This is a genomic window from Streptomyces sp. NPDC086777, from assembly GCF_040702065.1.
In the GTDB taxonomy this organism is placed as follows: Bacteria; Actinomycetota; Actinomycetes; order Streptomycetales; family Streptomycetaceae; genus Streptomyces.
Genome location: NZ_JBFBJI010000003.1, coordinates 95,149 through 116,344, shown reverse-complemented (window position 1 = coordinate 116,344; position 21,196 = coordinate 95,149). Strand labels below are relative to the sequence as shown.

The following is a 21,196-nucleotide window of genomic DNA, read 5'->3' as shown; positions in this document are numbered from 1 at the left end:
CTGCCGGACGGACCATGCGCGACGGACATGGCAGGAACCTGCCAAAGCGCGGTCCCGGCTGCTTGCGCGAGCCTCATCACTCCCCGTTGTGTGGCGATCGCACGGATCTGCGTACCAAGGTGGTCGGCCCTGTTCAGCCGCACGACTCGCAAGATCGTCCGGCTAGAGCTTCGTGGTGGGGCCGAAACTGTGTCAAGAAAGTTCTGATCAAGAACACCCCAGGTCCGGGTGGCCCCGCCTCGGCCGGACGGCGGGGGCGGATCCTCGTCGCCCCGGGCCGCCATGCCGTTGGACAGCCGGCAGGGCGTCGGTCAGTGCCCGAGCCACAGCCAGCGGAACCCGAGTATCAGCATCAATGTCAGTGCCGCCCTCTACCCTCGCGAGTGATGGCACAGGTGTGGAAATGCTCGGGGCTGCGGTGGTCGGACGACGGCCCGGTGCTGCGCTGGAGCGGTGGGCGGCGCAGTCCGCTCGGCCGGGGGAAGCGGGTGGCCTTCGGGGTCGCCGAGGGGGGTGTGCGGGAGTGCGTGGGGGCGCGCGGACATGCCTGTCCGACCCGGACACCCGTCTCGGGGCGGAGCACCGGGGCCCGGTGCGAGGAGTGCGCGCGGTTGGACCGGGCGCATTCCGTGGCCGCCGACACCCTCGCCGACGACCCCCGGCCCTACCACGTGTACCTCGCGTGGTTCGGGCCCGGCATGGTCAAGGTGGGGATCACGGCGGTCGAGCGGGGGCCGGCCCGGCTGTTGGAGCAGGGGGCCGTGTGCTTCAGCTGGCTGGGCGCCGGGCCGCTGATGGCCGCCCGGCGGGCCGAGGAGCTGCTGCGGGCCGCGCTCCGGGTGCCGGACCGGATCCCGTACGGCGCCAAGCGCGTCGTACGCGCCCTGCTGCCGGCGGACCGGGCCGCGCGGGCGGCCGAGGTCGAGGGACTGCACGCGCTTGCTGTCGGGCTCGGCGGCTGGCCCGAGTCGCTCGTCCCGGAGCCGTGCCAAGTCGTCGACCACATGGCGGTGTTCGGGCTGGACGGGGTGGCCGCCGCCGTCGGCGAGGTGGCCGAGCTGGTGCCGGGCGGCGTGCTGAGCGGCGAGCTGGTCGCGGCGGCCGGGCCGGATCTGCACCTCGCCACCCGGCGCGGTGTCGTCGTCCTCGACACGCGCTTGCTGCCCGGGTGGGAACTGACCGCTGCGGGGGGCGGTGGGGACGGCCGACTCCAGGTGCCGGTAAGGGAGTTCGAGACCCCGCAGGACGGCCTCTTCTGAGCGCGGGCGGCCCCCGCCGGAAGGTCTCGCCGCGCGGGACCCGCGCCGGGTCGGTAGGCTCTCATCAGCGGCTCACCGGCAGTTCATGAGCGGTCCGGGGCGTGGCCCGGACGGACATGGTCCGCACAGCCCGGCGCGAGCGAGGTCACGAGTTCATGCGCGCGTGAGGGGATTCCCAGGTGTTCCCTGAGAGGCGCCTGTGCGTTTCTCAGGGAAATCACAGATTAGTGAAAGCGTGTTCTCAGAGGACCTCGACAAGGTGTCCACCATGACCACGACCTCGCCCCAGGGGCGCACCGAACTGCTGAGGCCGGACGGGAGCCCCGTCCGAGTGCTTGTGGTGGACGACGAGCTGTCGATCACCGAACTCCTTTCCATGGCCCTGCGGTACGAGGGCTGGCAGATCAGGAGTGCGGGCGACGGTCAGGGCGCCATCCAGACCGCCCGGGAGTTCCGCCCCGACGCCGTCGTCCTCGACATGATGCTGCCCGACATGGACGGCCTCACCGTGCTGGGGCGCCTGCGGCGCGAACTGCCGGACGTGCCGGTGCTGTTCCTGACCGCGAAGGACGCGGTCGAGGACCGGATCGCGGGTCTCACGGCGGGCGGCGACGACTACGTCACCAAACCCTTCAGCCTCGAAGAGGTCGTGGCCCGGCTGCGCGGGCTCATCCGCCGCTCCGGCGCGGCCGACCGGCGGTCGGACTCCGTGCTCGTCGTCGGTGACCTCACCTTGGACGAGGACAGCCACGAGGTCTCGCGGGCCGGGGACTCGATCCACCTCACCGCCACCGAGTTCGAGCTGCTGCGCTTCCTGATGCGCAACCCGCGCCGGGTGCTCAGCAAGGCCCAGATCCTGGACCGGGTGTGGTCGTACGACTTCGGCGGGCAGGCCAACGTGGTCGAGCTCTACATCTCGTACCTGCGACGGAAGATCGACGCCGGCCGGGAGCCGATGATCCACACCCGGCGTGGCGCCGGCTATCTCATCAAGCCAGCCGTGTCATGAGCGGGCGACGACGGCCGCGTACGCAGAAGCTGCGAGCAGGAAAGCCGCGCACCCTGCGGACCCGGCTCGTCGTCGCGTCGGTGGTGCTGATCGCCGTGGTCTGCGCGGTGATCGGCACGGTGACGACGCTTGCGCTGCGATCCCACCTCTACGGTCAGCTGGACGACCGGCTGAGCGAGGTCGCCGCGCGCGTGGCACCCCGGGAGTTCGGGCCGCCGAACGGGGTCAGGAACGGCTCCAAGGGGCCCAACCAGCAGCAGGGCGGGCTGCACGTCACCACGCTCGAGGATTTCGTCAAGGGACCGCAGCTGCCGGACGGAACGATCGCGGCGTCGGTCGTGAACGGCAACGTCACCGATTCCCGGGTCGGCGTGAAGTCCAAGACCCAGGCCAACTTCTCGATGAGCGCGAAGACGCTGTCGACGGCCCAGCAGAAGGTCCTCAACTCGGTTCCGCAGGACGACAAGCCGCACACGATCGACATACCCGGGCTGGGCAGCTACCGGGTCGCGTACGCCAGCAACGACAACAACGCCTACTACGTCGCCATCCCCACCAAGGACGCCGACAGCACCATCAGCACGCTGATCCTCGTGGAGATCAGTGTCACCGTCTCCGGCCTGATCGCGGCCACCCTCGCCGGTACCGTCATCGTCGGCGTCGCCACCCGCCCCCTGCGCCGGGTCGCCGCCACCGCCACCCGGGTCTCCGAACTCCCCCTGCACACCGGCGAGGTGAACCTCAGCGAGCGGGTGCCGGAGTCCGAGTGCGACCCGCACACCGAGGTCGGCCAGGTCGGCTCCGCGCTCAACCGCATGCTCAACCACGTGCACGGCGCCCTGCACGCCCGCCAGCAGAGCGAGATGCGGGTACGGCAGTTCGTCGCCGACGCCAGTCACGAGCTGCGCACCCCGCTCGCCTCCATCCGCGGGTACGCCGAGCTGACCCGGCGGGGCAGGGAGCAGGTCGGGCCGGACACCCGGCACGCCCTCGGCCGGATCGAGTCCGAGGCCGGGCGGATGACCCTGCTCGTGGAGGACCTGCTGCTGCTCGCCCGGCTGGACGCGGGGCGTCCGCTGCAGTTCGAGCACACCGACCTCATCCCGCTCGTCGTCGACACGATCAGCGACACGCGTGCCGCCGGCATGGACCACAACTGGCGCCTGGACCTGCCCGACGAGCCGGCGCCGGTCGCCGCCGACGCGGCCCGGATCCAGCAGGTGCTGATCAACCTGCTCGGCAACGCGCGCAAGCACACCCCGCCGGGGACCACCGTCACCGCCCGCATCCAGCGGCGCGGGCCGTGGATGTGCGTGGACGTCGAGGACAACGGGCAGGGCATACCGGCGGACCTGCTGCCGCACGTCTTCGAGCGGTTCGCGCGCGGTGACTCCGCGCGGTCGCGGTCCACGGGGTCCACCGGCCTCGGGCTCGCCATCGTGCAGGCCGTCGCGACCGCACACGGCGGCGCCGTCACCGTGGACAGCGTGCCCGGCCGTACGGTGTTCACCCTCTATCTGCCCGCGCTTGCCCCGGCGGCCCCGCAGCCCGCCCCCGAAACCAACTGGCAATCGCACTCACAGGCACAGCACAGTGCCACCACATGGGTGCAACAGGGCGCTTGACGAGAGTCGATGCCATGCGAACCGACTCTTCTCCCGGCACCCTGCCGGCGCGGGAGCACCTCCCGGCCGGTAACGCCGGTACGCCTGTCCTGGACGTAGTGATCCCCGTCTACAACGAGGAGAAGGACCTCGGCCCATGCGTCCTCAGACTGCATGACCACCTGAAGCGAACGTTTCCGTACGCATACCGCATCACCATCGCGGACAACGCGTCCACGGACACCACGCCCCAGGTGGCGAAGCGGCTGGCGGCGGAGATCGCCGAGGTGACGTCGTTCCGGCTGGAGCAGAAGGGCCGCGGCCGTGCGCTGCGGACCGTCTGGTCGGCCTCGGACGCGCCGATCCTCGCGTACATGGACGTGGACCTGTCGACCGACCTGAACGCGTTGCTGCCGCTGGTGGCGCCGCTCATCTCCGGCCACTCCGACCTGGCGATCGGTTCCCGGCTGGCCCGCTCGTCGCGCGTGGTGCGCGGCGCCAAGCGGGAGTTCATCAGCCGCTCGTACAACCTGATCCTGCGCGGCTCGCTGCAGGCCCGCTTCTCGGACGCGCAGTGCGGCTTCAAGGCTATCCGGCGCGATGTCGCACAGGTGCTGCTGCCGCTCATCGAGGACACCGGCTGGTTCTTCGACACCGAGATGCTGGTGCTCGCCGAGCGCGCGGGGCTGCGCATCCACGAGGTGCCCGTCGACTGGGTGGACGATCCGGACTCGACCGTGCACATCGTGAAGACGGCCACCGACGACCTCAGGGGCGTCTGGCGGGTGGGCAAGGCGCTGGCCACCGGCGCGCTGCCGCTGGACCGGCTCACCCGCCCGTTCGGCGACGACCCGCGCGACCGCGACGTCCAGGACGTGCCGAAGGGCCTGGCCCGCCAGCTCGTCGGGTTCTGCGTGGTCGGCGGCCTGTCCACCCTCTTCTACCTCGTCCTCTACAGCCTCTTCCGCGAGTTCTCCGGTTCGCAGATCGCCAACGCGCTCGCCCTGCTGGTGTCGGCGGTGGCGAACACGGCCGCCAACCGGCGCCTGACCTTCGGGGTGCGCGGCCGGGGCGGGGCGGTCCGCCACCAGGCGCAGGGCCTGGTCGTCTTCGGTATCGGCCTCGCGCTGACCAGTGGCTCGCTCGCCGCCCTGAACGCGGCGAGCAGCGACCCGGCGCACTCCACCGAGCTGGCGGTGCTGATCGCCGCCAACCTCGCGGCGACCGTGCTGCGCTTCCTGCTCTTCCGCGCATGGGTCTTCCCGGACCGCGACGACACCGGCCGGCCGGAGTCGGCGGTGGTGGCCCAGCACCACCCGTCGTCCCCGGCCCGCACGACCGGCGGATACCGGCCGTATCCGCCGCGGGGCCCGCTCCCGCAGCGCCCGGCGCACCCGCCGTACGCCCAGAACGGCACCACCACGACCACTCAGTTCCGCGCCGGTGAAGCCGCGGACGGCACCTGGAGGGACGCCACCGTGCAGTTGCAGCCGGTGCGCCCCCACGACACCGAGCCGGGGGACCCCCGATGAGCACCGACACCGAGCACACGCCCCAGTGGGGCCCGCCCCCGACCGCGCCGCCCACGGCTCCCGCGCAGCCTCGGCACGCACCGGACGTGCCGGCCGCCGGGGCCGTCACGCCGGCCCCGGCGCCCGGGGCGGGTGAGCCCGAGCAGCCGTTCGTACGGAGAGTGTGGCGCGGCCGCCCGGAGGACCCCCGCTGGGTGCGCCCGGCCTTCCTCGGCCTGCTGCTCGCCACCGCGGTCCTGTACTTCTACGACCTGAGCGTCAACGGCTACTCCAACTCCTTCTACTCGGCCGCCGTCCAGGCCGGCACCAAGAGCTGGAAGGCGATGTTCTTCGGCTCGCTGGACGCGGGCAACGCGATCACCGTCGACAAGCCCTCGGCGTTCCTGTGGCCGATGGAGATCGCGGCCCGGATCTTCGGCCTGAACTCCTGGACGATCCTCGGCCCCGAGGTCCTCATGGGCGTCGGCACGGTCGCGGTCGTCTACGCCTCCGTGCGCCGCCGGTTCAGCCCCGCGGCCGGTCTGATCGCGGGCGCCGTGCTCGCGCTCACCCCGGTCGCGGCGCTGATGTTCCGGTTCGACAACCCGGACGCCATGCTGGCCCTGCTGATGGCGCTGGCCTGCTACTTCGTGGTCCGGGCCGTCGAGGACGGGCGTACCGGGTGGCTGGTGTGGGCGGGCGTGGCGATCGGCTTCGCCTTCCTCGCCAAGACCCTCCAGGCCTTCCTCATCCTGCCGGCGCTGGCGTTCGTCTACGCGGCCGTCGGCCCGCACACCTGGAAGAAGCGGATCGGGCAACTGGCCCTGGCGACCGGCGCGCTGGTCGTCTCCGGCGGCTGGTGGGTGGCGATCGTCGAGCTGTGGCCCGCCTCCTCCCGCCCCTACATCGGCGGCTCCCAGGACAACAGCTTCCTGTCGCTGACCTTCGGCTACAACGGCCTCGGCCGCATCAGCGGCGACGAGACCGGCAGCGTCGGCGGCGGTGGCGGCGGCACCGGCTCCGGCCGCTGGGGCGCCACCGGCTGGAACCGGATGTTCAACGACGAGATCGGCAGCCAGATCTCCTGGCTGATCCCGGCCGCGCTGATCCTCCTGGTCGCCGGTCTGGTGGCCACCCGCAGGCTGAAGCGGACCTCGGTGACCCGGGCCTCGTTCCTGGTCTGGGGCGGCTCGCTGCTGATGACCATGATCGTGTTCAGCTACATGGCGGGCATCTTCCACCAGTACTACACGGTCGCCCTCGCCCCCTACATCGCCGCCGTGGTCGGCATGGGCGCGGGTCTGCTCTGGGAGAAGCGCGCCGAGCTGTGGGCGTCGCTCACCCTCGCCGCCGCCGTGGTCTCGGCCGCGGTCTGGGGCTACGTGCTGCTCGGCCGCACCTCCAGCTACCTGCCCTGGCTGAAGTACCTGGTCCTGATCGGCGGCCTGGCCGCCGCGCTCGGCCTGATCTTCGCGGGCCGGATCCCGCGGCGGCTCGCCCTCGGCGCGGCCGCGGTCGGCCTGCTGGCCGCGCTGGCGGGCCCGACGGCGTACACCCTCTCCACGGTGGACTCCGCGCACACCGGCTCCATCCCGACGGCCGGTCCGGCGGGCGCGAGCATGATGGGCTTCGGCGGCGGTGGCGGTCCCGGCGGCGGCCGGGGCGGCTTCGGCGGCGGCACGGGCGGTGGCTTCGGCCAGAACCAGCAGGGCGGCAACGGCACCACGCAGGGGCAGGGCCAGAACGGCGCCGGCGGGTTCCCGGGCGGCACCGGCGGCTTCGGCGGCGGCATGGGCGGCGGTGGCTTCGGCCAGAACCGGCAGAACGGCAACGGCAGCACGCAGGGGCAGGGCCAGGGCCAGAACGGCACCGGCGGGTTCCCGGGCGGCGGCCGGACGGGCGAGGCCGGTGCCATGGGCGGCGGTATGGCCGGTGGCGCCGGCGGCCTGCTGAACGGCGCGACCGTCTCCTCCGACGTCAAGGCGCTGCTGCAGAAGAACTCCTCCCGCTACACCTGGGTCGCGGCGGCCGTCGGCGCCCAGAACGCGGCGAGCTACCAGCTCTCCACCGGCGACGCGGTGATGGCGATCGGCGGCTTCAACGGCACGGACCCGTCCCCGACGTTGGCCCAGTTCGAGAAGTACGTGGCCGAAGGGAAGATCCACTACTTCGTCTCCTCCGGCACCGGCGGCGGCATGGCGGGCGGCAGCAGTGGCACGTCCTCGCAGATCTCCTCCTGGGTCGAGAAGAACTTCAAGAAGGTGACGGTCGGTTCGGCCACCTTCTACGACCTCACGCAGAAGACGAGCACCAGCTGACGGCTCCCCGAGCGGCACAAGGGCGGTGACCTCCACGGGCACCGCCCTTCGCCGTGCCCCCGCCCACCCGGTACCCGGCACCCGCACCTCGTCCTCGCCCGCCGCCCGCTGCCGGTGTCACCGGGCCCGGGTGCCGTGCCCACGTGGCGGAGCCGCATATCGGGCACAACCCCGCGCCCTTTTCAGGGGCGTCGGAGTTCTAGCATCTTGAGAGGTGGACGTGGAGGAGGGTGTCGCTTATGGCGCGGGCCAGTGTGTGGCTGGAGGAGAAGGGCGGCAAGGGCGGGCGCAGTGGTCAGCCGTCCGGGCTCGACCGGGCAAGGATCACCTCCGTCACCGTCCGGCTCCTGGACGCCGACGGGCTCGACAGGTTCTCCATGCGGCGGCTGGCGGCCGAGCTCAACGTGACCGCGATGTCGGTGTACTGGTACGTCGACACCAAGGACGACCTGCTCGAACTCGCCCTGGACGCGGCCTTCGGCGAGCTCGCCCTGCCCGACGCCGCGGCCGGCGACTGGCGCGGGCAACTGCGGGCGCTCGCCACGGAGTACCGCGCCCTGCTGGTCCGCCACCCCTGGCTCTCCCCGCTGGCCGGCCGCTACCTCAACATCGGCCCCCACTCGCTCGCCTTCTCCCGGGTGGTCCAGCAGGTGGTCCGCCGGGCCGGCCTTCCCGCCCACGGCGTGACCGGCGCGATCTCGGCCGTCTTCCAGTTCGTCTACGGCTACGGCACGATCGAGGGCCACTTCGCGGAGCGGGTGGCGGCGGCCGGCATGACGCAGGACGAGTACTTCACCACCGCGATGAACGCGGTGACCGAGACCCCGGCGACCGCACGGATCGTCGAGGAGTCCAGGGACCTCCTGGCGGCGCGGGGCGGCGACACCGTCGCCGAGATGCTGGACCGGGACTTCACCTTCGCGCTGGACCTGCTGGTCGCGGGGATCGAGGCGATGGTGGAGAAGCGCGCCCGGTGAGGGGTCCACCGCCGGCTCCGCGGCGCCGTCCGCCGGACTCTCCGCACACCGGCGGCGGCCGCCGGGAACACCGCGCCGGACGCCGGCGACCCCACGTAGCGCGAGCTGCGCCTAACCGTCCGGTCCTACCCGTCCGGTCCCGCCCGTCCGGTCCTACCCGTCCGGTCCCGCCCGTCGGTCCTACCCTCCGGTCCTACCCGTCCGGTCCTACCCGTCCGGTCCTACGCGTCCGGCGAAGCCAGCCGTGCCGGGAATCCGCCGGTGGCCACCGGCCCCCACTTCTCCGGCGTCACCCGGATGATCGACTTCCCCTGCTTCACCATCGCCGCCCGGTACTCGTCCCAGTCCGGGTGCTCCCCGGCGATGTTGCGGTAGTACTCCACCAGCGGCTCCACCGACTCGGGCGAGTCGATCACCTCGGCGCGGCCGTCCACCTGCACCCACGGCCCGTCCCAGTCGTCGCTCAGGACGAGCAGGCTGACCCGCTCGTCCCGCTTGGCGTTGCGGGTCTTGGCCCGCTCGGGGTAGGTGGAGACGACGATGCGCCCGGAGTCGTCCACCCCGCAGGTCAGCGGCGACCCCTGCGGGCCGCCGTCGGCGCGCCGGGTGAGCAGGATCGCGCGGTGGCGGGGCCGTACGAAGTCCAGCAGATCGTCGAGGGAGACGGTGGTGTTCGTCGCGATGTTCGGTGCCATGGGGCCAGCCTAGGGGCGCGGGGCCCGCTCAGCCTGTCCCCGGCGGGCTCATGTTCAGGCCTGCGGCAGCGACTCGCCCTGGACCGCCTGGATCTCCAGCTCGATCTTGAGGGTGGTACCGATGGCTGCGATGCCCGCCTGGACCACCTGGTTGTAGTTCATGGCGAAGTCCTCGCGGTGCAGCTCGGTCGTCGCGCGGAACGCGGCACGGGTGCCGCCCCACGGGTCGGCGCCGGTGCCGAGGTAGGCGAGGGCGAGGTCGACCGGCCGTACGACGCCGTGCAGCGAGAGCTCGCCGTGCACCGTCCAGCGGTCGGAGCCGGCCGCGGTGAGGCCCGTCGAGGTGTAGGTGATCTCGGGGTGGCGTTCGACGTCGAGGAAGTCGGCGGAGCGCAGGTGGGTGTCGCGCGTGCCGTTGCCGGTGTCGATGGAGGCGGCCTGGATGACCGCGTGGACACGGGACTTGGTGACGTCGTCGGGGGCGATCTCGATCCCCACGCCGAAGTCCGTGAAACGGCCGCGGACGCTGGAGATGCCCAGGTGCTGGGCGACCGCGCCGACCGTGGAGTGCGCCGGGTCGACCGTCCAGGGGCCCGGCGGGGGCAGCTCGGTGCCGCCCACCCGTGCCAGCGTCACCGTGCCGATCTCGGCGCGGCCGCTCGCGGTGACGATGGCGCTGGAGGCGGCGGGCGCGTAGCCCAGTGCCGTGACGATGACGGTGTACGCCCCCGGCGCGAGCGGGTTCGGGTCGCGCACCGTGCCCTCGTCGTCGGCCTCGGCACGCAGCACCTGGCTGCCGGTCATGTCGGTCACCGTGACGACCGCGTGCGACACGGCCCATCCGTCCCGGGTGCGGATCCTCGCGGTCAGTCCCATCCCGTTTCTCCCTGCAGACACTAAAACACTCAGGCAATGACAAATTGGTCGTCATGAGACCGGCCCGCGGCGGGCGCCTCCCGGTGGGCGCGCCCCCCACGGGCCGGAGTTCGGACTACTCGCCCGGGTGGGAGAGTTCGATGTCGTGGCCGTCGACACCGGCGCCCGTGACGTTCAGGGCGGTGGCGACCGGCGGGTAGCCCGTCGCGATCACGGTGTAGTCGCCGCCGTCCAGGTCGGCGAAGGCGTACGCGCCGTCCAGGCCGGTGGTGGACGTGCCGACCACGTTGCCCGCCGCGTCCACGAGGGTCACGCGGGCGTCGGCCAGCGGGCCGTGCGGGGCCCGTACGACACCCTGCAGCTGGGCTCCGGCGTCCAGGTCGACCTCGATCCGGGTGACCCCGGCGGTGCCGATCTCGACGGGCAGGGCGCGGGGCCGGTACCCGGCCGCGTTCACCGCGACCGTGACCACACCGGGCACCAGTTCGCCGAACCGGAAGTCGCCCTGGTCACCGGTGGCCGTGGTGGCCAGCAGGTCCCCGCGCACGTCGGTGACTATGACCATCGCGTCCTTGACCGGGAGCGTGCTGCCGGCCCCGCGGACGACGCCGGTCAGGCCGCTGGTGCCGCTCAGCAGGATGTCGTAGGGCACCGGCTCCTCGCCCACCACGACCGTGGCGGCCTGCGGCTGGTAGCCGTCGGCGGAGGCGATCAGCACGTACGAGCCCGCACCGGGCGCGTCCAGCCGGTAGGAACCGTCGAAGCCGGCGACCGCCCGGCCCAGCTGGCGGCCGGAGAGCGAGATCAGGGTGACCGCGGCCTGCGCGACCGGGGCGCTCTCGGCTCCACGCACGAAGCCGTGCACCGGGGTGGCACCGGAACCCGCCGACTGCTCGGGACCGGCGATGGTGGCCACGGCGGTGAACAGACCGGCGGTCGCCGGCTCGGCGGCGGCCTCCGTGGTGCTGCTCACGACCGGGACGGCCCAGCTCGGGACCTGCTCCTCGGCGGGAGCCGCGACCGGCGCGGCGACGGCGGCGGACACGGTCTCCGGGACCTCCGCGGCCTCGCCCTCGGCGGCCTGGGCCAGCGCGCCCTTGGTCCGCAACGGAACCTCCTTGATGAACAGGCTGATCAGGAACGCGAGGGCCGCGAGGGCACCGGCGATCATGAAGACGTCGGCGATGGCGTGGCCGTACGCGCTCTCGACGAGGGTACGCAGCGGCTTCGGGTACTTGCCCAGGTCCGGGATGCTGTCCGTGGACGAGCTGGAACCGGCCAGGGCGGCCTGGTACTTGGGGGAGAGGGAGGCGATACCGTCCGTGACGTAGTGCGTGATCCGGTTGGCCATCACCGCGCCCAGCGCCGAGACGCCGACCGCACCGCCCAGTGACCGGAAGAAGGTGACCGTGGAGCTGGCCGAGCCGAGGTCGGACGGGGCGACCTGGTTCTGCGTGCAGAGCACCAGGTTCTGCATCATCATGCCGATGCCGAGACCCATCAGCGCCATGAAGATCGACATCTTCCAGTACGCCGTGTCGTAGCGGATGGTGCCGAGCAGGCCGAGGCCCGCCGTCACCAGCACGCCACCGCTGACCAGCCACGCCTTCCAGCGGCCGGTGCGGGTGATGAACTGCCCCGAGACGGTGGAGGAGATGAACAGACCGCCGATCATCGGGATCGTCAGCACACCGGACATCGTCGGGGACTTGTCGCGGGCCAGCTGGAAGTACTGGCTGAAGAACACCGTGCCGGTGAACATCGCGACACCGACGAACAGGGAGGCCAGCGAGGCCAGGGTGATGGTCCGGTTGCGGAACAGCCGCAGCGGGATGATCGGCTCCTTGGCCTTCGACTCGACCAGGACGAAGATCAGTCCGAGGACGATCGAACCGCCGATCATCGCGTACGTCTGCCAGGAGATCCAGTCGTACTTGTCACCGGCGAAGGTGACCCAGACCAGCAGCAGCGAGACGGCGGCGGCGACGAAGAACGCGCCGGCCCAGTCGACCTTGACGTCCCGCTTCACGACCGGCAGGTGCAGGGTCTTCTGCAGCACGATCAGCGCGATGACGGCGAAGGGGACGCCGACGTAGAAGCACCAGCGCCAGCCCAGCCACGAGGTGTCGGTGATGACACCGCCGAGCAACGGGCCGCCGACGGTGGCGACGGCGAAGGTCGCGCCCAGGTAGCCGGAGTAACGGCCGCGCTCGCGCGGCGAGATCATCGCCGCCATGACGATCTGGGCGAGCGCCGACAGACCGCCGACCCCGACGCCCTGGACGACACGGCAGGCGATCAGCATCTCGGGGTTCTGCGACAGGCCGGCGACCATGGAGCCCGTGACGTAGATGACCAGGGCTATCTGGACGAGCGCCTTCTTGCTGTACAGGTCGGAGAGCTTGCCCCACAGCGGGGTGGTGGCCGTCATGGCCAGCAGCGAGGCGGTGACGACCCAGGTGTAGGCGGACTGGCCGCCGCCGAGGTCGCCGATGATGTGCGGCAGGGCGTTGGTGACGATCGTCGACGACAGGATCGCCACGAACATGCCGAGCAGCAGCCCGGTGAGGGCCTCCATGATCTGCCGGTGGGACATCGGGGCCTGCTCGGCGGAGCCGGCGGCGGTGCCTCCCCCGTGCTTGGCGTGAGCCCGCACACCGGCTGGTGTGGTCGTTGCCATGGGCTTCCTTTTCTTACGTCTTATGCGGGTGTACGGGTGGTCGTCGGTTCGAGTACGGGGGTGGGGGCGCGGGCGGCGGAGGTGACCGTGACCTTGTCCATGGCCTCGGGCGTGGCTTTCGGGGTGCCCGGGAGGGGCGCCGTGCCGACGGCGGCGGGCCGCGGGTGCGGGGCGGTCGCCCGGCAGTCGCCGAAGCTGTCCAGGAGCCGGGTCATCAGCCTGATCAGCTGGTCGACCTCCTCGTCGCTCCAGTCGCCCAGCCGCTCGGCGAGCAGTCCGGTGCTGCGCCGGGACAGTTCCCCGAGGGTCGCCTCGCCCGCGGGGGTGAGGCGCAGGATGCGGGAGCGCTTGTCCGCCGGATCGGGGGAGCGCTCGATCCAGCCGCGGTCGGCGACGTGCGCCACGTGCCGGCTGGTCACGGACATGTCCACGGCGAGCAGCTCGGCGAGCTTGCTCATGCGCATGGAGCCGTGACGGCCGAGCAGCGTCAGTACCGCCGCCGAGCCGGTCGGGCACTCGGGCGGCAGAATGCGGCCCAGGTCCCGCTTCACGGCTCCCACGGCGCTGAGCTGACGTGCCAGCTCCTCGAACTGCGCCTGCTCCGCCATCCCGCACACCTCCTCACGACCGTATTCGTTGCTTGGGGCAACCATAGAACCGCTTGGTTGCTACAGGCAAATACATCGGCGGAGGCAGGCATAAAAACTTGGCAAAGACAAGTATTGCGAACGTAAACACGCAGGTGGGGTGTACTGGGTGCAACGGAGGCCCCCCACTTGGGCCGGACCCCCGGATTCGCTAGTGTCTCGGCCCATGGCTAACACCCAGGGCCCCCAGGGCAACTACGACCCCGCCGGCAGCACCCAGATGTTCCGCGCGTTCGTCGACGAGGCCCCGCAGACTCCTCAGCAGACGGCGACCACCTACTCCAGCTCCGGCCCCCGCCTCGGCCTGATCCTCGGCATCGTCGCCGCGGTGGTCGTGGTGGCGGCGGTGGCCTGGCTCGCGTTCATGTAGGACGGCCGCGGCGGCAGGTACGGCGGTCACGCGGCCGGTACGGCGGTCACGGCGGCCGGTACGGCGAAGGGAACCCGGGGTCACGTGCCCCGGGCTTTCGTCGTGCTCAGCTCCAGTCGACGGTCACCACCCGGGTCTCGACGTGCATGCCGAGCGGCACCCGCCAGTCGTCCACGCAGACCGTCCAGGTCTGCGCCTTGCGGGAGCCGGGCGCGACCGGGGCCGGCACGGGTTCCGTCGACGTGACCGTCGACCAGTCGATGCCCAGCAGGCCGATGATGTGCGTGCCGAGCGTGACCGTGCCGGAACGCACCGCCGTACCACCGGAGTTGGTGAAGGTGACGGTCACTTTCTCGCACCAGCGCCTGTCGGTGGCCTCGCGGGTGGGGGTGCTCCAGGTGAGGGCGGCGGGCGCGGGCGAAGGCGTGGCCGAAGAGGTGCCGGGCCGTGCTGGGTCGGGCGACGCCGGATCGCTCCGTGAGGGCCGGCCGCCGTCGTGGCCGGAAGAGGGGCCGGGGGAAGCCGTCGTGAGGGACGGCGAGGTGGCTGTGGCCGTTGTGGTGCCCGTTGCGGCTGTGGTGTCGGCCGGGGTCGGCTCGCGCCCGCCCGCCCGGGCCGTCGGCCCCTCCGCCCCCCTCGCGCCGTCCAGGGGGACCAGTGTCACCGACCCCGTCGGCCGCGCCGACGCGCTCGGCGCGCCGCCCGCGGCACCCACCGCCGTGTAGCCGGCGTGGCCGCCGCCCGCGCACGCCGTGAGCGCGGAGGTCAGGCAGACGGCGACGGCGGAGGCCGCCGTGCCGGTGCCCCACCCGCGGCCGGGCGCCCTGCCCGGCCGCGCAGGACCGGCCACCGGCGCCGCGGGGGCATCGGCCCCCCGGCCATGCGGCTTTTCGCTGCCGGACGTGTCGCTGCCCGGCGTCCTGCGGATCTGCGTCCTGCGGATCTGCGTCCTGAGGAGCTGCGTCCTACGGATCCGTGTCCTGCGGAGAGGCATCGCGCCAGTGTGGCTGACACTCCGTCAGTAAGGAACCCGTAGGCGCGACTTCAGTCCGAGATCAGGCCCTCGCGGAGCTGGGCCAGGGTGCGGGTCAGCAGGCGGGAGACGTGCATCTGGGAGATGCCGACCTCCTCGCCGATCTGCGACTGGGTCATGTTCGCGAAGAAACGGAGCATGATGATCCGGCGCTCGCGCGGCGGGAGCTTGGCGAGGAGCGGCTTGAGCGACTCGCGGTACTCGACGCCCTCCAGGGCGGTGTCCTCGTAGCCGAGGCGGTCGGCCAGGGAGCCCTCGCCGCCGTCGTCCTCGGGGGCCGGGGAGTCGAGGGAGGAGGCGGTGTACGCGTTGCCGACGGCGAGGCCGTCGACCACGTCCTCCTCGGAGACGCCCAGGACGGCCGCCAGCTCCGTCACCGTCGGGGAGCGGTCCAGTTTCTGGGAGAGTTCGTCGCTGGCCTTGGTGAGGGCCAGCCGCAGCTCCTGGAGGCGGCGCGGGACGCGGACCGACCACGAGGTGTCGCGGAAGAAGCGCTTGATCTCGCCCACGACCGTCGGCATCGCGAACGTGGGGAACTCCACGCCCCGTTCGCAGTCGAAGCGGTCGATCGCCTTGATCAGGCCGATCGTGCCGACCTGGACGATGTCCTCCATCGGCTCGTTGCGGCTGCGGAAGCGGGCCGCCGCGTAGCGCACGAGGGGGAGGTTGAGTTCGATCAGGGTGTCCCGGACGTAGGCACGCTCGGGGCTGTCCTCGTCGAGTGCGGCAAGGCGCAGGAACAGGGAGCGGGACAGGGTGCGGGTGTCGAGGCTCTCCGAGGCGTTCGGGAGCTCCGGGGCCGGAGGGGCCTCCAGCGCCGGAGCGCCGTCGATCGCGCCATCGATGCTGTCGAGCACGTCGATGGCGTCGAGCTGCTTGGGCGCTGCCTCGCTGTTCGTGGGCGTAAGCACCTTCGAGCTGCCCTGGTCTGCGGACATGCCACCCCCTTTGGGTCGCGGGACGGTCGCGGCGGCGTTCCGTGCGAGGAACGATGCCTTCACCTGAATACCGGAGCCGGAGCCCCTGCAAACGCGCTTCCCGCAGAATGTCACATGTCGGCAACACGCTGTAGTGACATGTCGACATGCGAGACGTGAATCCGCCCTGGAAGAAGGGGGTCTGACGCTTTTTCGCCCCTCAACTGTCGGGAAGTGCGCTGGTGAGCGATTCGCTCGGGGCGGTGATGGCTCGATCCTGTGCGCGGTTACGGCTTCACCAAGTCGCCTGGGGCCGGTCTCGGGCCGGTAACGGTCCCCCCGGGGGTGGGGCCTATGCCTCGATGCGGTTGGCCGAGCGCAGGCGCTGGAAGCTGCGGGCCAGGAGGCGGGAGACGTGCATCTGGGAGACGCCGAGCTCCGCGCTGATCTGGGACTGGGTGAGGTTGCTGTAGTAGCGCAGCAGGAGGATCCGCTGCTCCCGTTCAGGGAGTTGGACGAGCAGGTGGCGGACCAGGTCGCGGTGTTCCACGCCGTCCAGGGCCGGGTCCTCGTAGCCGATGCGGTCGAGGAGGCCCGGCAGCCCGTCGCCCTCCTGCGCGGCCTCCAGGGAGGTCGCGTGGTACGACCGGCCGGCCTCGATGCAGGAGAGCACCTCCTCCTCGCTGATCCGCAGCCGCTCGGCGATCTCGGCGGTGGAGGGGGAGCGTCCGAAGGCGGTGGTCAGGTCCTCGGTCGCGCTGTTGACCTGCACCCACAGCTCGTGCAGCCGGCGCGGTACGTGCACGGTGCGGACGTTGTCCCGGAAGTAGCGCTTGATCTCCCCGACGACGGTCGGCATCGCGAAGGTCGGGAACTGCACGCCCCGGTCGGGGTCGAAGCGGTCGATGGCGTTGATGAGCCCGATGGTGCCGACCTGGACGACGTCCTCCATCGGCTCGTTGCGGGAGCGGAAGCGGGCGGCCGCGTAGCGCACGAGCGGGAGGTTCGCCTCGATGAGCGCCGCGCGCACGCGGTTGTGCTCCGGCGTGCCCGGCTTGAGCTCCTTGAGCTGCCCGAAGAGCACCAGGGTCAGCGCCCGGGTGTCGGCGCCCCGCCGCTTCTCCGGGGCGGGGGCGGCGGCTTGGGCGGGAGCGGCGGGGGTCTGGGCTGGGGCGGGCGCCTCTTCCTGGGGCGGCGCAGAACTGGCCGACACGGTCAACGCCACCTCTTCATCGGTCAATCATCCGTCAAAAGCGGTCATAGCATCACAAGACATGTGCACTGTGTGCAAGCACCTGGTAACGTCGTGTTGGGTATTAATACGGGCAAGTTGAGGCATGCGGCACAGCAAAGCCCCCTGTCCGGCGGGCAGAGGGCTCGGGATGCGGAAGCGGCCGTCCGGCTCAGAACTCGTAGTCGGCGATCACCCATGTGGCGAACTCCCGCCACTGCGCCACGCCCGCCTGGTGTGCCGGGTGCTCCAGGTACCGCTTGAGCGCGTCCCGGTCCTCGACCGCCGAGTTGATGGCGAAGTCGTGGGCGATGGGGCGGTCGCTGATGTTCCAGCCGCACTCCCAGAAGCGCAGCTCCTCGATCTGGTCGCCGAGGGCTGCGAAGGCCCGGGCGCCCGCGACGACCCGCGGATCATCGCGCTCGACGCCCTCGTTGAGCTTGAAGAGGACCAGGTGGCGGATCATGAGAACTCCCGGCGCGTCTACTTCGCCCCGTCGGCCAGCCAGGTGAAGAAGTCACCGACGGCCTTCGCGGCGTCCGATATGCCCTGAAACACTACCTGGATCCAGTCTGCCGCCTTGGGCGGGTCCGTGATGATCACGTAGAGCGCGAAGATCACGAGTACGTAGACGGCGATCTTCTTGGCGTTCACCGCCACCTGGCCTCTCCCCTGTCACTTCCCCCGGGCTCCCCCGGTTGCCGGGCGCGAGTGTAACCCTCCGATCGTTTTGTATGACCAACGGCGCGATGTGTGCGGGGCTTTTTCTCCGAACCGATCGCCTGAACCGGCCCTGTGAACGGGCGGCGTGAACCGGCCCCGTGAACCGGCCCCGTGAACCGATCGGGGGTTCCGCTCCGATGAAGGGCCGAGACGACGGAGGCGAACCCGGGCCGACCCGGGGCGAGAAGGAGAACACGGATGCTGATGACGGCGATGGCCTTCGGGCTCGTCACCCTGCTGATCGTGCTCGTCGTGGCGGCACTGCTCGACTGCGTCCGCACGCCGAAGGCGCGGGTCAGGTACGTCCCCAAGTGGCTCTGGCTGCTGTTCCTGCTGCACGCCCCGGTCTTCGGGGCCCTCGTGTGGAACTACGCGGGCAAGCGCCCCGAGCAGCCGGCGTAACCGGAGGAAGGGCGGTCCCGTACGGGACCGCCCTTCCTCCGACAGCGGTAGCGGAGGGATTTGAACCCTCGGTGACTTGCGCCACACTCGCTTTCGAGGCGAGCTCCTTCGGCCGCTCGGACACGCTACCGAGGGAGACCTTACAGCACGGGAGGCCGTGCTCCGAAATCGGTATTCGACGGGCGGGGAGCGCCCCCGGCGGGCGGGTCAGCGGGTGCGGAAGAAGTCCGTGAGGAGGCGGGCGGAGTCGTCCGCCAGGACGCCCTCGACGACCTCGGGGCGGTGGTTCAGGCGCCGGTCGCGGACGACGTCCCAGAGGGACCCCGCGGCGCCCGCCTTCTCGTCGCGGGCGCCGTAGACGACCCGGTCCACCCGGGACTGGACCAGGGCACCGGCACACATCGTGCAGGGCTCCAGCGTGACGACCAGGGTGCAGCCGGTGAGCCGCCACTCCCCGAGCGCCGCGGCGGCCCGGCGCAGGGCGAGGACCTCGGCGTGCGCGGTGGGGTCGCCGGTGGCCTCGCGTTCGTTGTGCCCGGCCGCGAGGACCGTCGTACCGTCCGGGGACAGCACGACGGCGCCGACGGGGACGTCCCCGCCCCGGACGGCCCGGCCGGCCTCGTCCAGGGCGAGCCGCATCGCGGCCCGCCAGCGGTCGCGTACCGGGTCGGGGGACCCGGATGCCTCGTGGAGGGTCAGCGGACGGTCTCCAGGACGTCGGAGGCGCCCAGGGCCTCGGCGATCTCGCCGAGCGCGTCCTCGTCCAGGGACAGCAGTTCCTTCGCGCTCACGCCCAGGTCGTCCAGGATCGCGGCGTCGCCGACCGGGCCGGCCGGCACGGCGGAACCGTCCGCGTCGTCGTCCTCCTCGGCATCCGGCTCACCGTCCTCGGTGCCGTCGAGGTCGAGGGCGTCCAGGTCGTCGGCGTCGTCCTTGGGCTCCCTTCCGAGCAGTTCGTCGGTGAGCAGCAGCTCGCCGTACGAGCTGCGGGCGGCGGCGGCTGCGTTGGAGACGAAGACCCGGGGGTCCTCCTCGCCGTCGACGCGCACGACGCCGAACCACGCGTCTTCCTGCTCGATGAAGACGAGCACCGTGTCGTCGGCGTCCGGCGCCGATTCCCGGGCCAGGTCGGCCAGGTCCGACAGGGTCTCCACATCGTCGAGCTCTGTGTCGCTCGCTTCCCACCCGTCTTCGGTGCGCGCGAGCAGTGCGGCGAAGTACACCGTGACTCTCCCACTGGTCTTAGGCGTGCCGGTTGGGGGTCCCCCCGGCGGAGGTTCTGAGCGGGGAGAGCTGTGCTCCGAGCCCCGCCCACTCGGAATCGTGGCAGAAACAAGGCGTTCAGGGGACGTCTTCGGCTCCCTGTGTCTGGCAGTTTTGATCGCACGTATGCAAAGAGCCATCCATGCGCCCGTCAACGCAGTCACCAGCGCACTCGTTGCCGCCACCTGCGGATCGTACGCGGGTTTTCCCGCGGCCCACGCACGGCCTTCCCCGTGACGGACCGCAACGCGTCACAAGGAGTGGATCTTTGCCGAAGGATCGGCTTTACGACTGTTGCCGCGGCTTGCCGTCTCTCGCCGTCCCTCGACGTGTCCTGGCGATTCCTACCAGCGGAACGTCCGCATGCGCATCGCGTGCCGCAGGCGGGCCACCTTGGCACGGCGGGGCTGGACCCGGTCGCGCAGCGCCCGCGCCTCGGCGAGCTCGCGCAGGAACCGGGCCCGGCGGCGCCGCCGCTCGGCCTCCGTCTCACCCTCGGGCGCGCCGTACGCACGGTCCGGCCGCTCGGGCGGCTCGGGATGCTCGGGCACGGTCACATCACCCCCAGTCCGACACCACCACTTTCCCCCGGATGGGGGGTTTGATGCCAGCGTGGAGCCGCGCGGGCGTGCGCGAGGTGTGAGGGGGCGCGGTTACTGTTGTGGACATGCGTCTCCACGTCGTCGACCACCCCCTGGTCGCCCACAAGCTCACCACGCTGCGCGACCAGCGCACCGACTCCGCGACGTTCCGGCGGCTCGCCGACGAACTGGTCACCCTGCTCGCCTACGAGGCGACGCGGGACGTGCGGACCGAGGCCGTCGACATCCAGACCCCGGTGGCCGCCACGACCGGCGTCAAGCTCGCCCGGCCGCGGCCGCTGGTGGTGCCGATCCTGCGGGCCGGGCTCGGCATGCTGGACGGCATGGTGCGGCTGCTGCCGACCGCCGAGGTGGGCTTCCTGGGCATGATCCGCAACGAGGAGACGTTGCAGGCGTCCACGTACGCCTCGCGGATGCCGGAGGACCTCTCCGGGCGTCAGGTGTACGTCCTGGACCCGATGCTGGCCACCGGCGGCACGCTGGTCGCGGCGATCCGCGAGCTCATCAGGCGCGGCGCGGACGACGTGACGGCGGTCGTCCTGCTGGCCGCGCCGGAGGGCGTCGAGCTCATGGAGCGGGAGCTGGCGGGGACGCCGGTCACGGTCGTGACGGCGGCGGTCGACGACCACCTCAACGAGCACGGCTACATCGTGCCGGGGCTGGGCGACGCGGGCGACCGACTCTACGGCGCGGCCGAGTAACGGCCGGTCCGCCCCACCTCTTCACCCGCCGCCCGCCGTCACGGCGACCGGCCAAGACGCCGGAGCCCGGCGGCGGGGCGCTCGCCTCCGCGCCGTAAGCGTCACGGACGCGTCGGCGGCCGCGGGCCCGTCGTGGCTTGTCGCGCAGTTCCCCGCGCCCCTTCGGGCCGCCTGGTGAGCCGTCTGTTTCAGGTGCTCCCGGCTTTTTGACCGCTGGGGCGGCGGGTGTGTCGGCGGCCGCTGGTTTGTCGTGGCTTGTTGCGCGGTTTCCCGCGCCTCTTTTGGGCCGCCTGGTGAGCCGTCTGTTTCAGGTGCTCCCGGCTTTTTGACCGCTGGGGCGGCGGGTGTGTCGGCGGCCGCTGGTTTGTCGTGGCTTGT

At 71.6% G+C, this 21,196-nt stretch carries 21 protein-coding genes and 1 tRNA gene; 9 read left to right on the top strand and 13 right to left on the bottom strand.

Translation table 11 applies throughout. The features are described 5' to 3' along the window. Window positions 1–386: 386 nt before the first annotated feature. From AB0472_RS05470 to AB0472_RS05445, 6 genes are all read left to right on the top strand, one after another. Window positions 387–1,259 (top strand): DUF2797 domain-containing protein, encoded by an 873-nt coding sequence (locus tag AB0472_RS05470; RefSeq protein ID WP_366353616.1) that lies wholly within the window; start codon window positions 387–389, stop codon window positions 1,257–1,259. Between the two features lie 268 nt (window positions 1,260–1,527). Next, window positions 1,528–2,268, top strand: coding sequence for a response regulator transcription factor (locus AB0472_RS05465; protein WP_366353614.1), 741 nt, complete (start codon window positions 1,528–1,530; stop codon window positions 2,266–2,268). Then, entirely contained in the window at window positions 2,265–3,893 is a 1,629-nt protein-coding gene (locus AB0472_RS05460) for a HAMP domain-containing sensor histidine kinase (RefSeq protein WP_366353613.1), read from the top strand. The genes AB0472_RS05465 and AB0472_RS05460 overlap by 4 nt, the downstream gene beginning before the upstream one ends. Window positions 3,894–3,907: 14 nt before the next feature. Next, window positions 3,908–5,404, top strand: a complete 1,497-nt coding sequence (locus AB0472_RS05455) for a bifunctional glycosyltransferase family 2/GtrA family protein (protein ID WP_366353612.1) — start codon at window positions 3,908–3,910, stop codon at window positions 5,402–5,404. Beyond that, the gene (locus tag AB0472_RS05450; protein ID WP_366353610.1) at window positions 5,401–7,701 is read left to right on the top strand and encodes a glycosyltransferase family 39 protein; all 2,301 of its coding nucleotides are present in this window, start codon (window positions 5,401–5,403) and stop codon (window positions 7,699–7,701) included. The genes AB0472_RS05455 and AB0472_RS05450 overlap by 4 nt, the downstream gene beginning before the upstream one ends. Before the next feature lie 239 nt (window positions 7,702–7,940). After that, on the top strand, window positions 7,941–8,678 hold the full coding sequence (locus tag AB0472_RS05445; protein WP_366353608.1) for a TetR/AcrR family transcriptional regulator: 738 nt from the start codon (window positions 7,941–7,943) through the stop codon (window positions 8,676–8,678). 221 nt (window positions 8,679–8,899) lie between these two features. Here AB0472_RS05445 and AB0472_RS05440 read toward each other — a convergent pair whose 3' ends face one another. The 4 genes from AB0472_RS05440 to AB0472_RS05425 all read right to left on the bottom strand — a co-directional run bounded on the left by AB0472_RS05440 (window position 8,900) and on the right by AB0472_RS05425 (window position 13,537). Then, the gene (locus AB0472_RS05440; RefSeq protein WP_366353606.1) at window positions 8,900–9,373 is read right to left on the bottom strand and encodes a PPOX class F420-dependent oxidoreductase; all 474 of its coding nucleotides are present in this window, start codon (window positions 9,371–9,373) and stop codon (window positions 8,900–8,902) included. A gap of 54 nt (window positions 9,374–9,427) precedes the next feature. Further along, on the bottom strand, window positions 9,428–10,249 hold the full coding sequence (locus AB0472_RS05435; protein ID WP_366353604.1) for a YceI family protein: 822 nt from the start codon (window positions 10,247–10,249) through the stop codon (window positions 9,428–9,430). Between the two features lie 115 nt (window positions 10,250–10,364). After that, the gene (locus AB0472_RS05430; RefSeq protein ID WP_366353603.1) at window positions 10,365–12,929 is read right to left on the bottom strand and encodes an MFS transporter; all 2,565 of its coding nucleotides are present in this window, start codon (window positions 12,927–12,929) and stop codon (window positions 10,365–10,367) included. Between the two features lie 20 nt (window positions 12,930–12,949). Continuing rightward, window positions 12,950–13,537 carry a MarR family transcriptional regulator gene (locus tag AB0472_RS05425; protein ID WP_366353601.1) on the bottom strand — a complete coding sequence of 196 codons (588 nt, stop codon included), beginning with the start codon at window positions 13,535–13,537 and terminating at the stop codon, window positions 12,950–12,952. A 205-nt stretch (window positions 13,538–13,742) separates the two neighbouring features. Between AB0472_RS05425 and AB0472_RS05420 the strand changes: the two genes are divergently transcribed. Continuing rightward, window positions 13,743–13,946, top strand: coding sequence for a hypothetical protein (locus AB0472_RS05420; RefSeq protein ID WP_093501049.1), 204 nt, complete (start codon window positions 13,743–13,745; stop codon window positions 13,944–13,946). Window positions 13,947–14,052: 106 nt separating this feature from the next. On the opposite strand, the gene AB0472_RS05415 is transcribed toward AB0472_RS05420, so the two are convergent. From AB0472_RS05415 to AB0472_RS05395, 5 genes are all read right to left on the bottom strand, one after another. Continuing rightward, entirely contained in the window at window positions 14,053–14,940 is an 888-nt protein-coding gene (locus AB0472_RS05415; protein WP_366353600.1) for a hypothetical protein, read from the bottom strand. 50 nt (window positions 14,941–14,990) lie between these two features. Beyond that, window positions 14,991–15,917 carry an RNA polymerase sigma factor SigF gene (locus AB0472_RS05410; RefSeq protein ID WP_366353598.1) on the bottom strand — a complete coding sequence of 309 codons (927 nt, stop codon included), beginning with the start codon at window positions 15,915–15,917 and terminating at the stop codon, window positions 14,991–14,993. 331 nt (window positions 15,918–16,248) lie between these two features. Next, window positions 16,249–17,115, bottom strand: a complete 867-nt coding sequence (locus tag AB0472_RS05405) for an RNA polymerase sigma factor SigF (protein ID WP_366354053.1) — start codon at window positions 17,113–17,115, stop codon at window positions 16,249–16,251. Between the two features lie 184 nt (window positions 17,116–17,299). Then, on the bottom strand, window positions 17,300–17,593 hold the full coding sequence (locus AB0472_RS05400; RefSeq protein ID WP_366353596.1) for a Dabb family protein: 294 nt from the start codon (window positions 17,591–17,593) through the stop codon (window positions 17,300–17,302). A 17-nt stretch (window positions 17,594–17,610) separates the two neighbouring features. Then, entirely contained in the window at window positions 17,611–17,787 is a 177-nt protein-coding gene (locus tag AB0472_RS05395) for a hypothetical protein (protein ID WP_366353594.1), read from the bottom strand. A 261-nt stretch (window positions 17,788–18,048) separates the two neighbouring features. Between AB0472_RS05395 and AB0472_RS05390 the strand changes: the two genes are divergently transcribed. Then, window positions 18,049–18,252, top strand: coding sequence for a PLDc N-terminal domain-containing protein (locus tag AB0472_RS05390; RefSeq protein ID WP_366353592.1), 204 nt, complete (start codon window positions 18,049–18,051; stop codon window positions 18,250–18,252). Between the two features lie 45 nt (window positions 18,253–18,297). Here AB0472_RS05390 and AB0472_RS05385 read toward each other — a convergent pair. The 4 genes from AB0472_RS05385 to AB0472_RS05370 form a co-directional block, all read right to left on the bottom strand. Continuing rightward, window positions 18,298–18,382 (bottom strand) — tRNA-Ser (locus tag AB0472_RS05385). Between the two features lie 77 nt (window positions 18,383–18,459). Beyond that, complete coding sequence (gene tadA / locus AB0472_RS05380) at window positions 18,460–18,891, bottom strand: tRNA adenosine(34) deaminase TadA (protein ID WP_366353590.1); 432 nt, start codon at window positions 18,889–18,891, stop codon at window positions 18,460–18,462. Between the two features lie 56 nt (window positions 18,892–18,947). Then, entirely contained in the window at window positions 18,948–19,475 is a 528-nt protein-coding gene (locus AB0472_RS05375; protein ID WP_351485584.1) for a hypothetical protein, read from the bottom strand. 384 nt (window positions 19,476–19,859) lie between these two features. Then, on the bottom strand, window positions 19,860–20,066 hold the full coding sequence (locus tag AB0472_RS05370) for a hypothetical protein (protein ID WP_366353588.1): 207 nt from the start codon (window positions 20,064–20,066) through the stop codon (window positions 19,860–19,862). Window positions 20,067–20,182: 116 nt separating this feature from the next. On the opposite strand from AB0472_RS05370, the gene upp reads away from it, so the two are divergent. After that, on the top strand, window positions 20,183–20,818 hold the full coding sequence (gene upp / locus AB0472_RS05365; protein ID WP_189262743.1) for a uracil phosphoribosyltransferase: 636 nt from the start codon (window positions 20,183–20,185) through the stop codon (window positions 20,816–20,818). The last annotated feature ends 378 nt before the right edge of the window (window positions 20,819–21,196 follow it).

Coding starts and splice junctions, on each gene's coding strand:
- AB0472_RS05450 (WP_366353610.1), top strand. CDS start 5,401: ATGAGCACCGACACCGAGCACACGCCCCAGTGGGGCCCGCCCCCGACC.
- AB0472_RS05460 (WP_366353613.1), top strand. CDS start 2,265: ATGAGCGGGCGACGACGGCCGCGTACGCAGAAGCTGCGAGCAGGAAAG.
- AB0472_RS05455 (WP_366353612.1), top strand. CDS start 3,908: ATGCGAACCGACTCTTCTCCCGGCACCCTGCCGGCGCGGGAGCACCTC.
- tadA (WP_366353590.1), bottom strand. CDS start 18,891: ATGCGGCTCGCCCTGGACGAGGCCGGCCGGGCCGTCCGGGGCGGGGAC.
- AB0472_RS05435 (WP_366353604.1), bottom strand. CDS start 10,249: ATGGGACTGACCGCGAGGATCCGCACCCGGGACGGATGGGCCGTGTCG.
- AB0472_RS05400 (WP_366353596.1), bottom strand. CDS start 17,593: ATGATCCGCCACCTGGTCCTCTTCAAGCTCAACGAGGGCGTCGAGCGC.
- AB0472_RS05425 (WP_366353601.1), bottom strand. CDS start 13,537: ATGGCGGAGCAGGCGCAGTTCGAGGAGCTGGCACGTCAGCTCAGCGCC.
- upp (WP_189262743.1), top strand. CDS start 20,183: ATGCGTCTCCACGTCGTCGACCACCCCCTGGTCGCCCACAAGCTCACC.
- AB0472_RS05470 (WP_366353616.1), top strand. CDS start 387: ATGGCACAGGTGTGGAAATGCTCGGGGCTGCGGTGGTCGGACGACGGC.
- AB0472_RS05465 (WP_366353614.1), top strand. CDS start 1,528: ATGACCACGACCTCGCCCCAGGGGCGCACCGAACTGCTGAGGCCGGAC.
- AB0472_RS05410 (WP_366353598.1), bottom strand. CDS start 15,917: ATGTCCGCAGACCAGGGCAGCTCGAAGGTGCTTACGCCCACGAACAGC.
- AB0472_RS05440 (WP_366353606.1), bottom strand. CDS start 9,373: ATGGCACCGAACATCGCGACGAACACCACCGTCTCCCTCGACGATCTG.
- AB0472_RS05390 (WP_366353592.1), top strand. CDS start 18,049: ATGCTGATGACGGCGATGGCCTTCGGGCTCGTCACCCTGCTGATCGTG.
- AB0472_RS05445 (WP_366353608.1), top strand. CDS start 7,941: ATGGCGCGGGCCAGTGTGTGGCTGGAGGAGAAGGGCGGCAAGGGCGGG.
- AB0472_RS05415 (WP_366353600.1), bottom strand. CDS start 14,940: ATGCCTCTCCGCAGGACACGGATCCGTAGGACGCAGCTCCTCAGGACG.
- AB0472_RS05420 (WP_093501049.1), top strand. CDS start 13,743: ATGGCTAACACCCAGGGCCCCCAGGGCAACTACGACCCCGCCGGCAGC.
- AB0472_RS05430 (WP_366353603.1), bottom strand. CDS start 12,929: ATGGCAACGACCACACCAGCCGGTGTGCGGGCTCACGCCAAGCACGGG.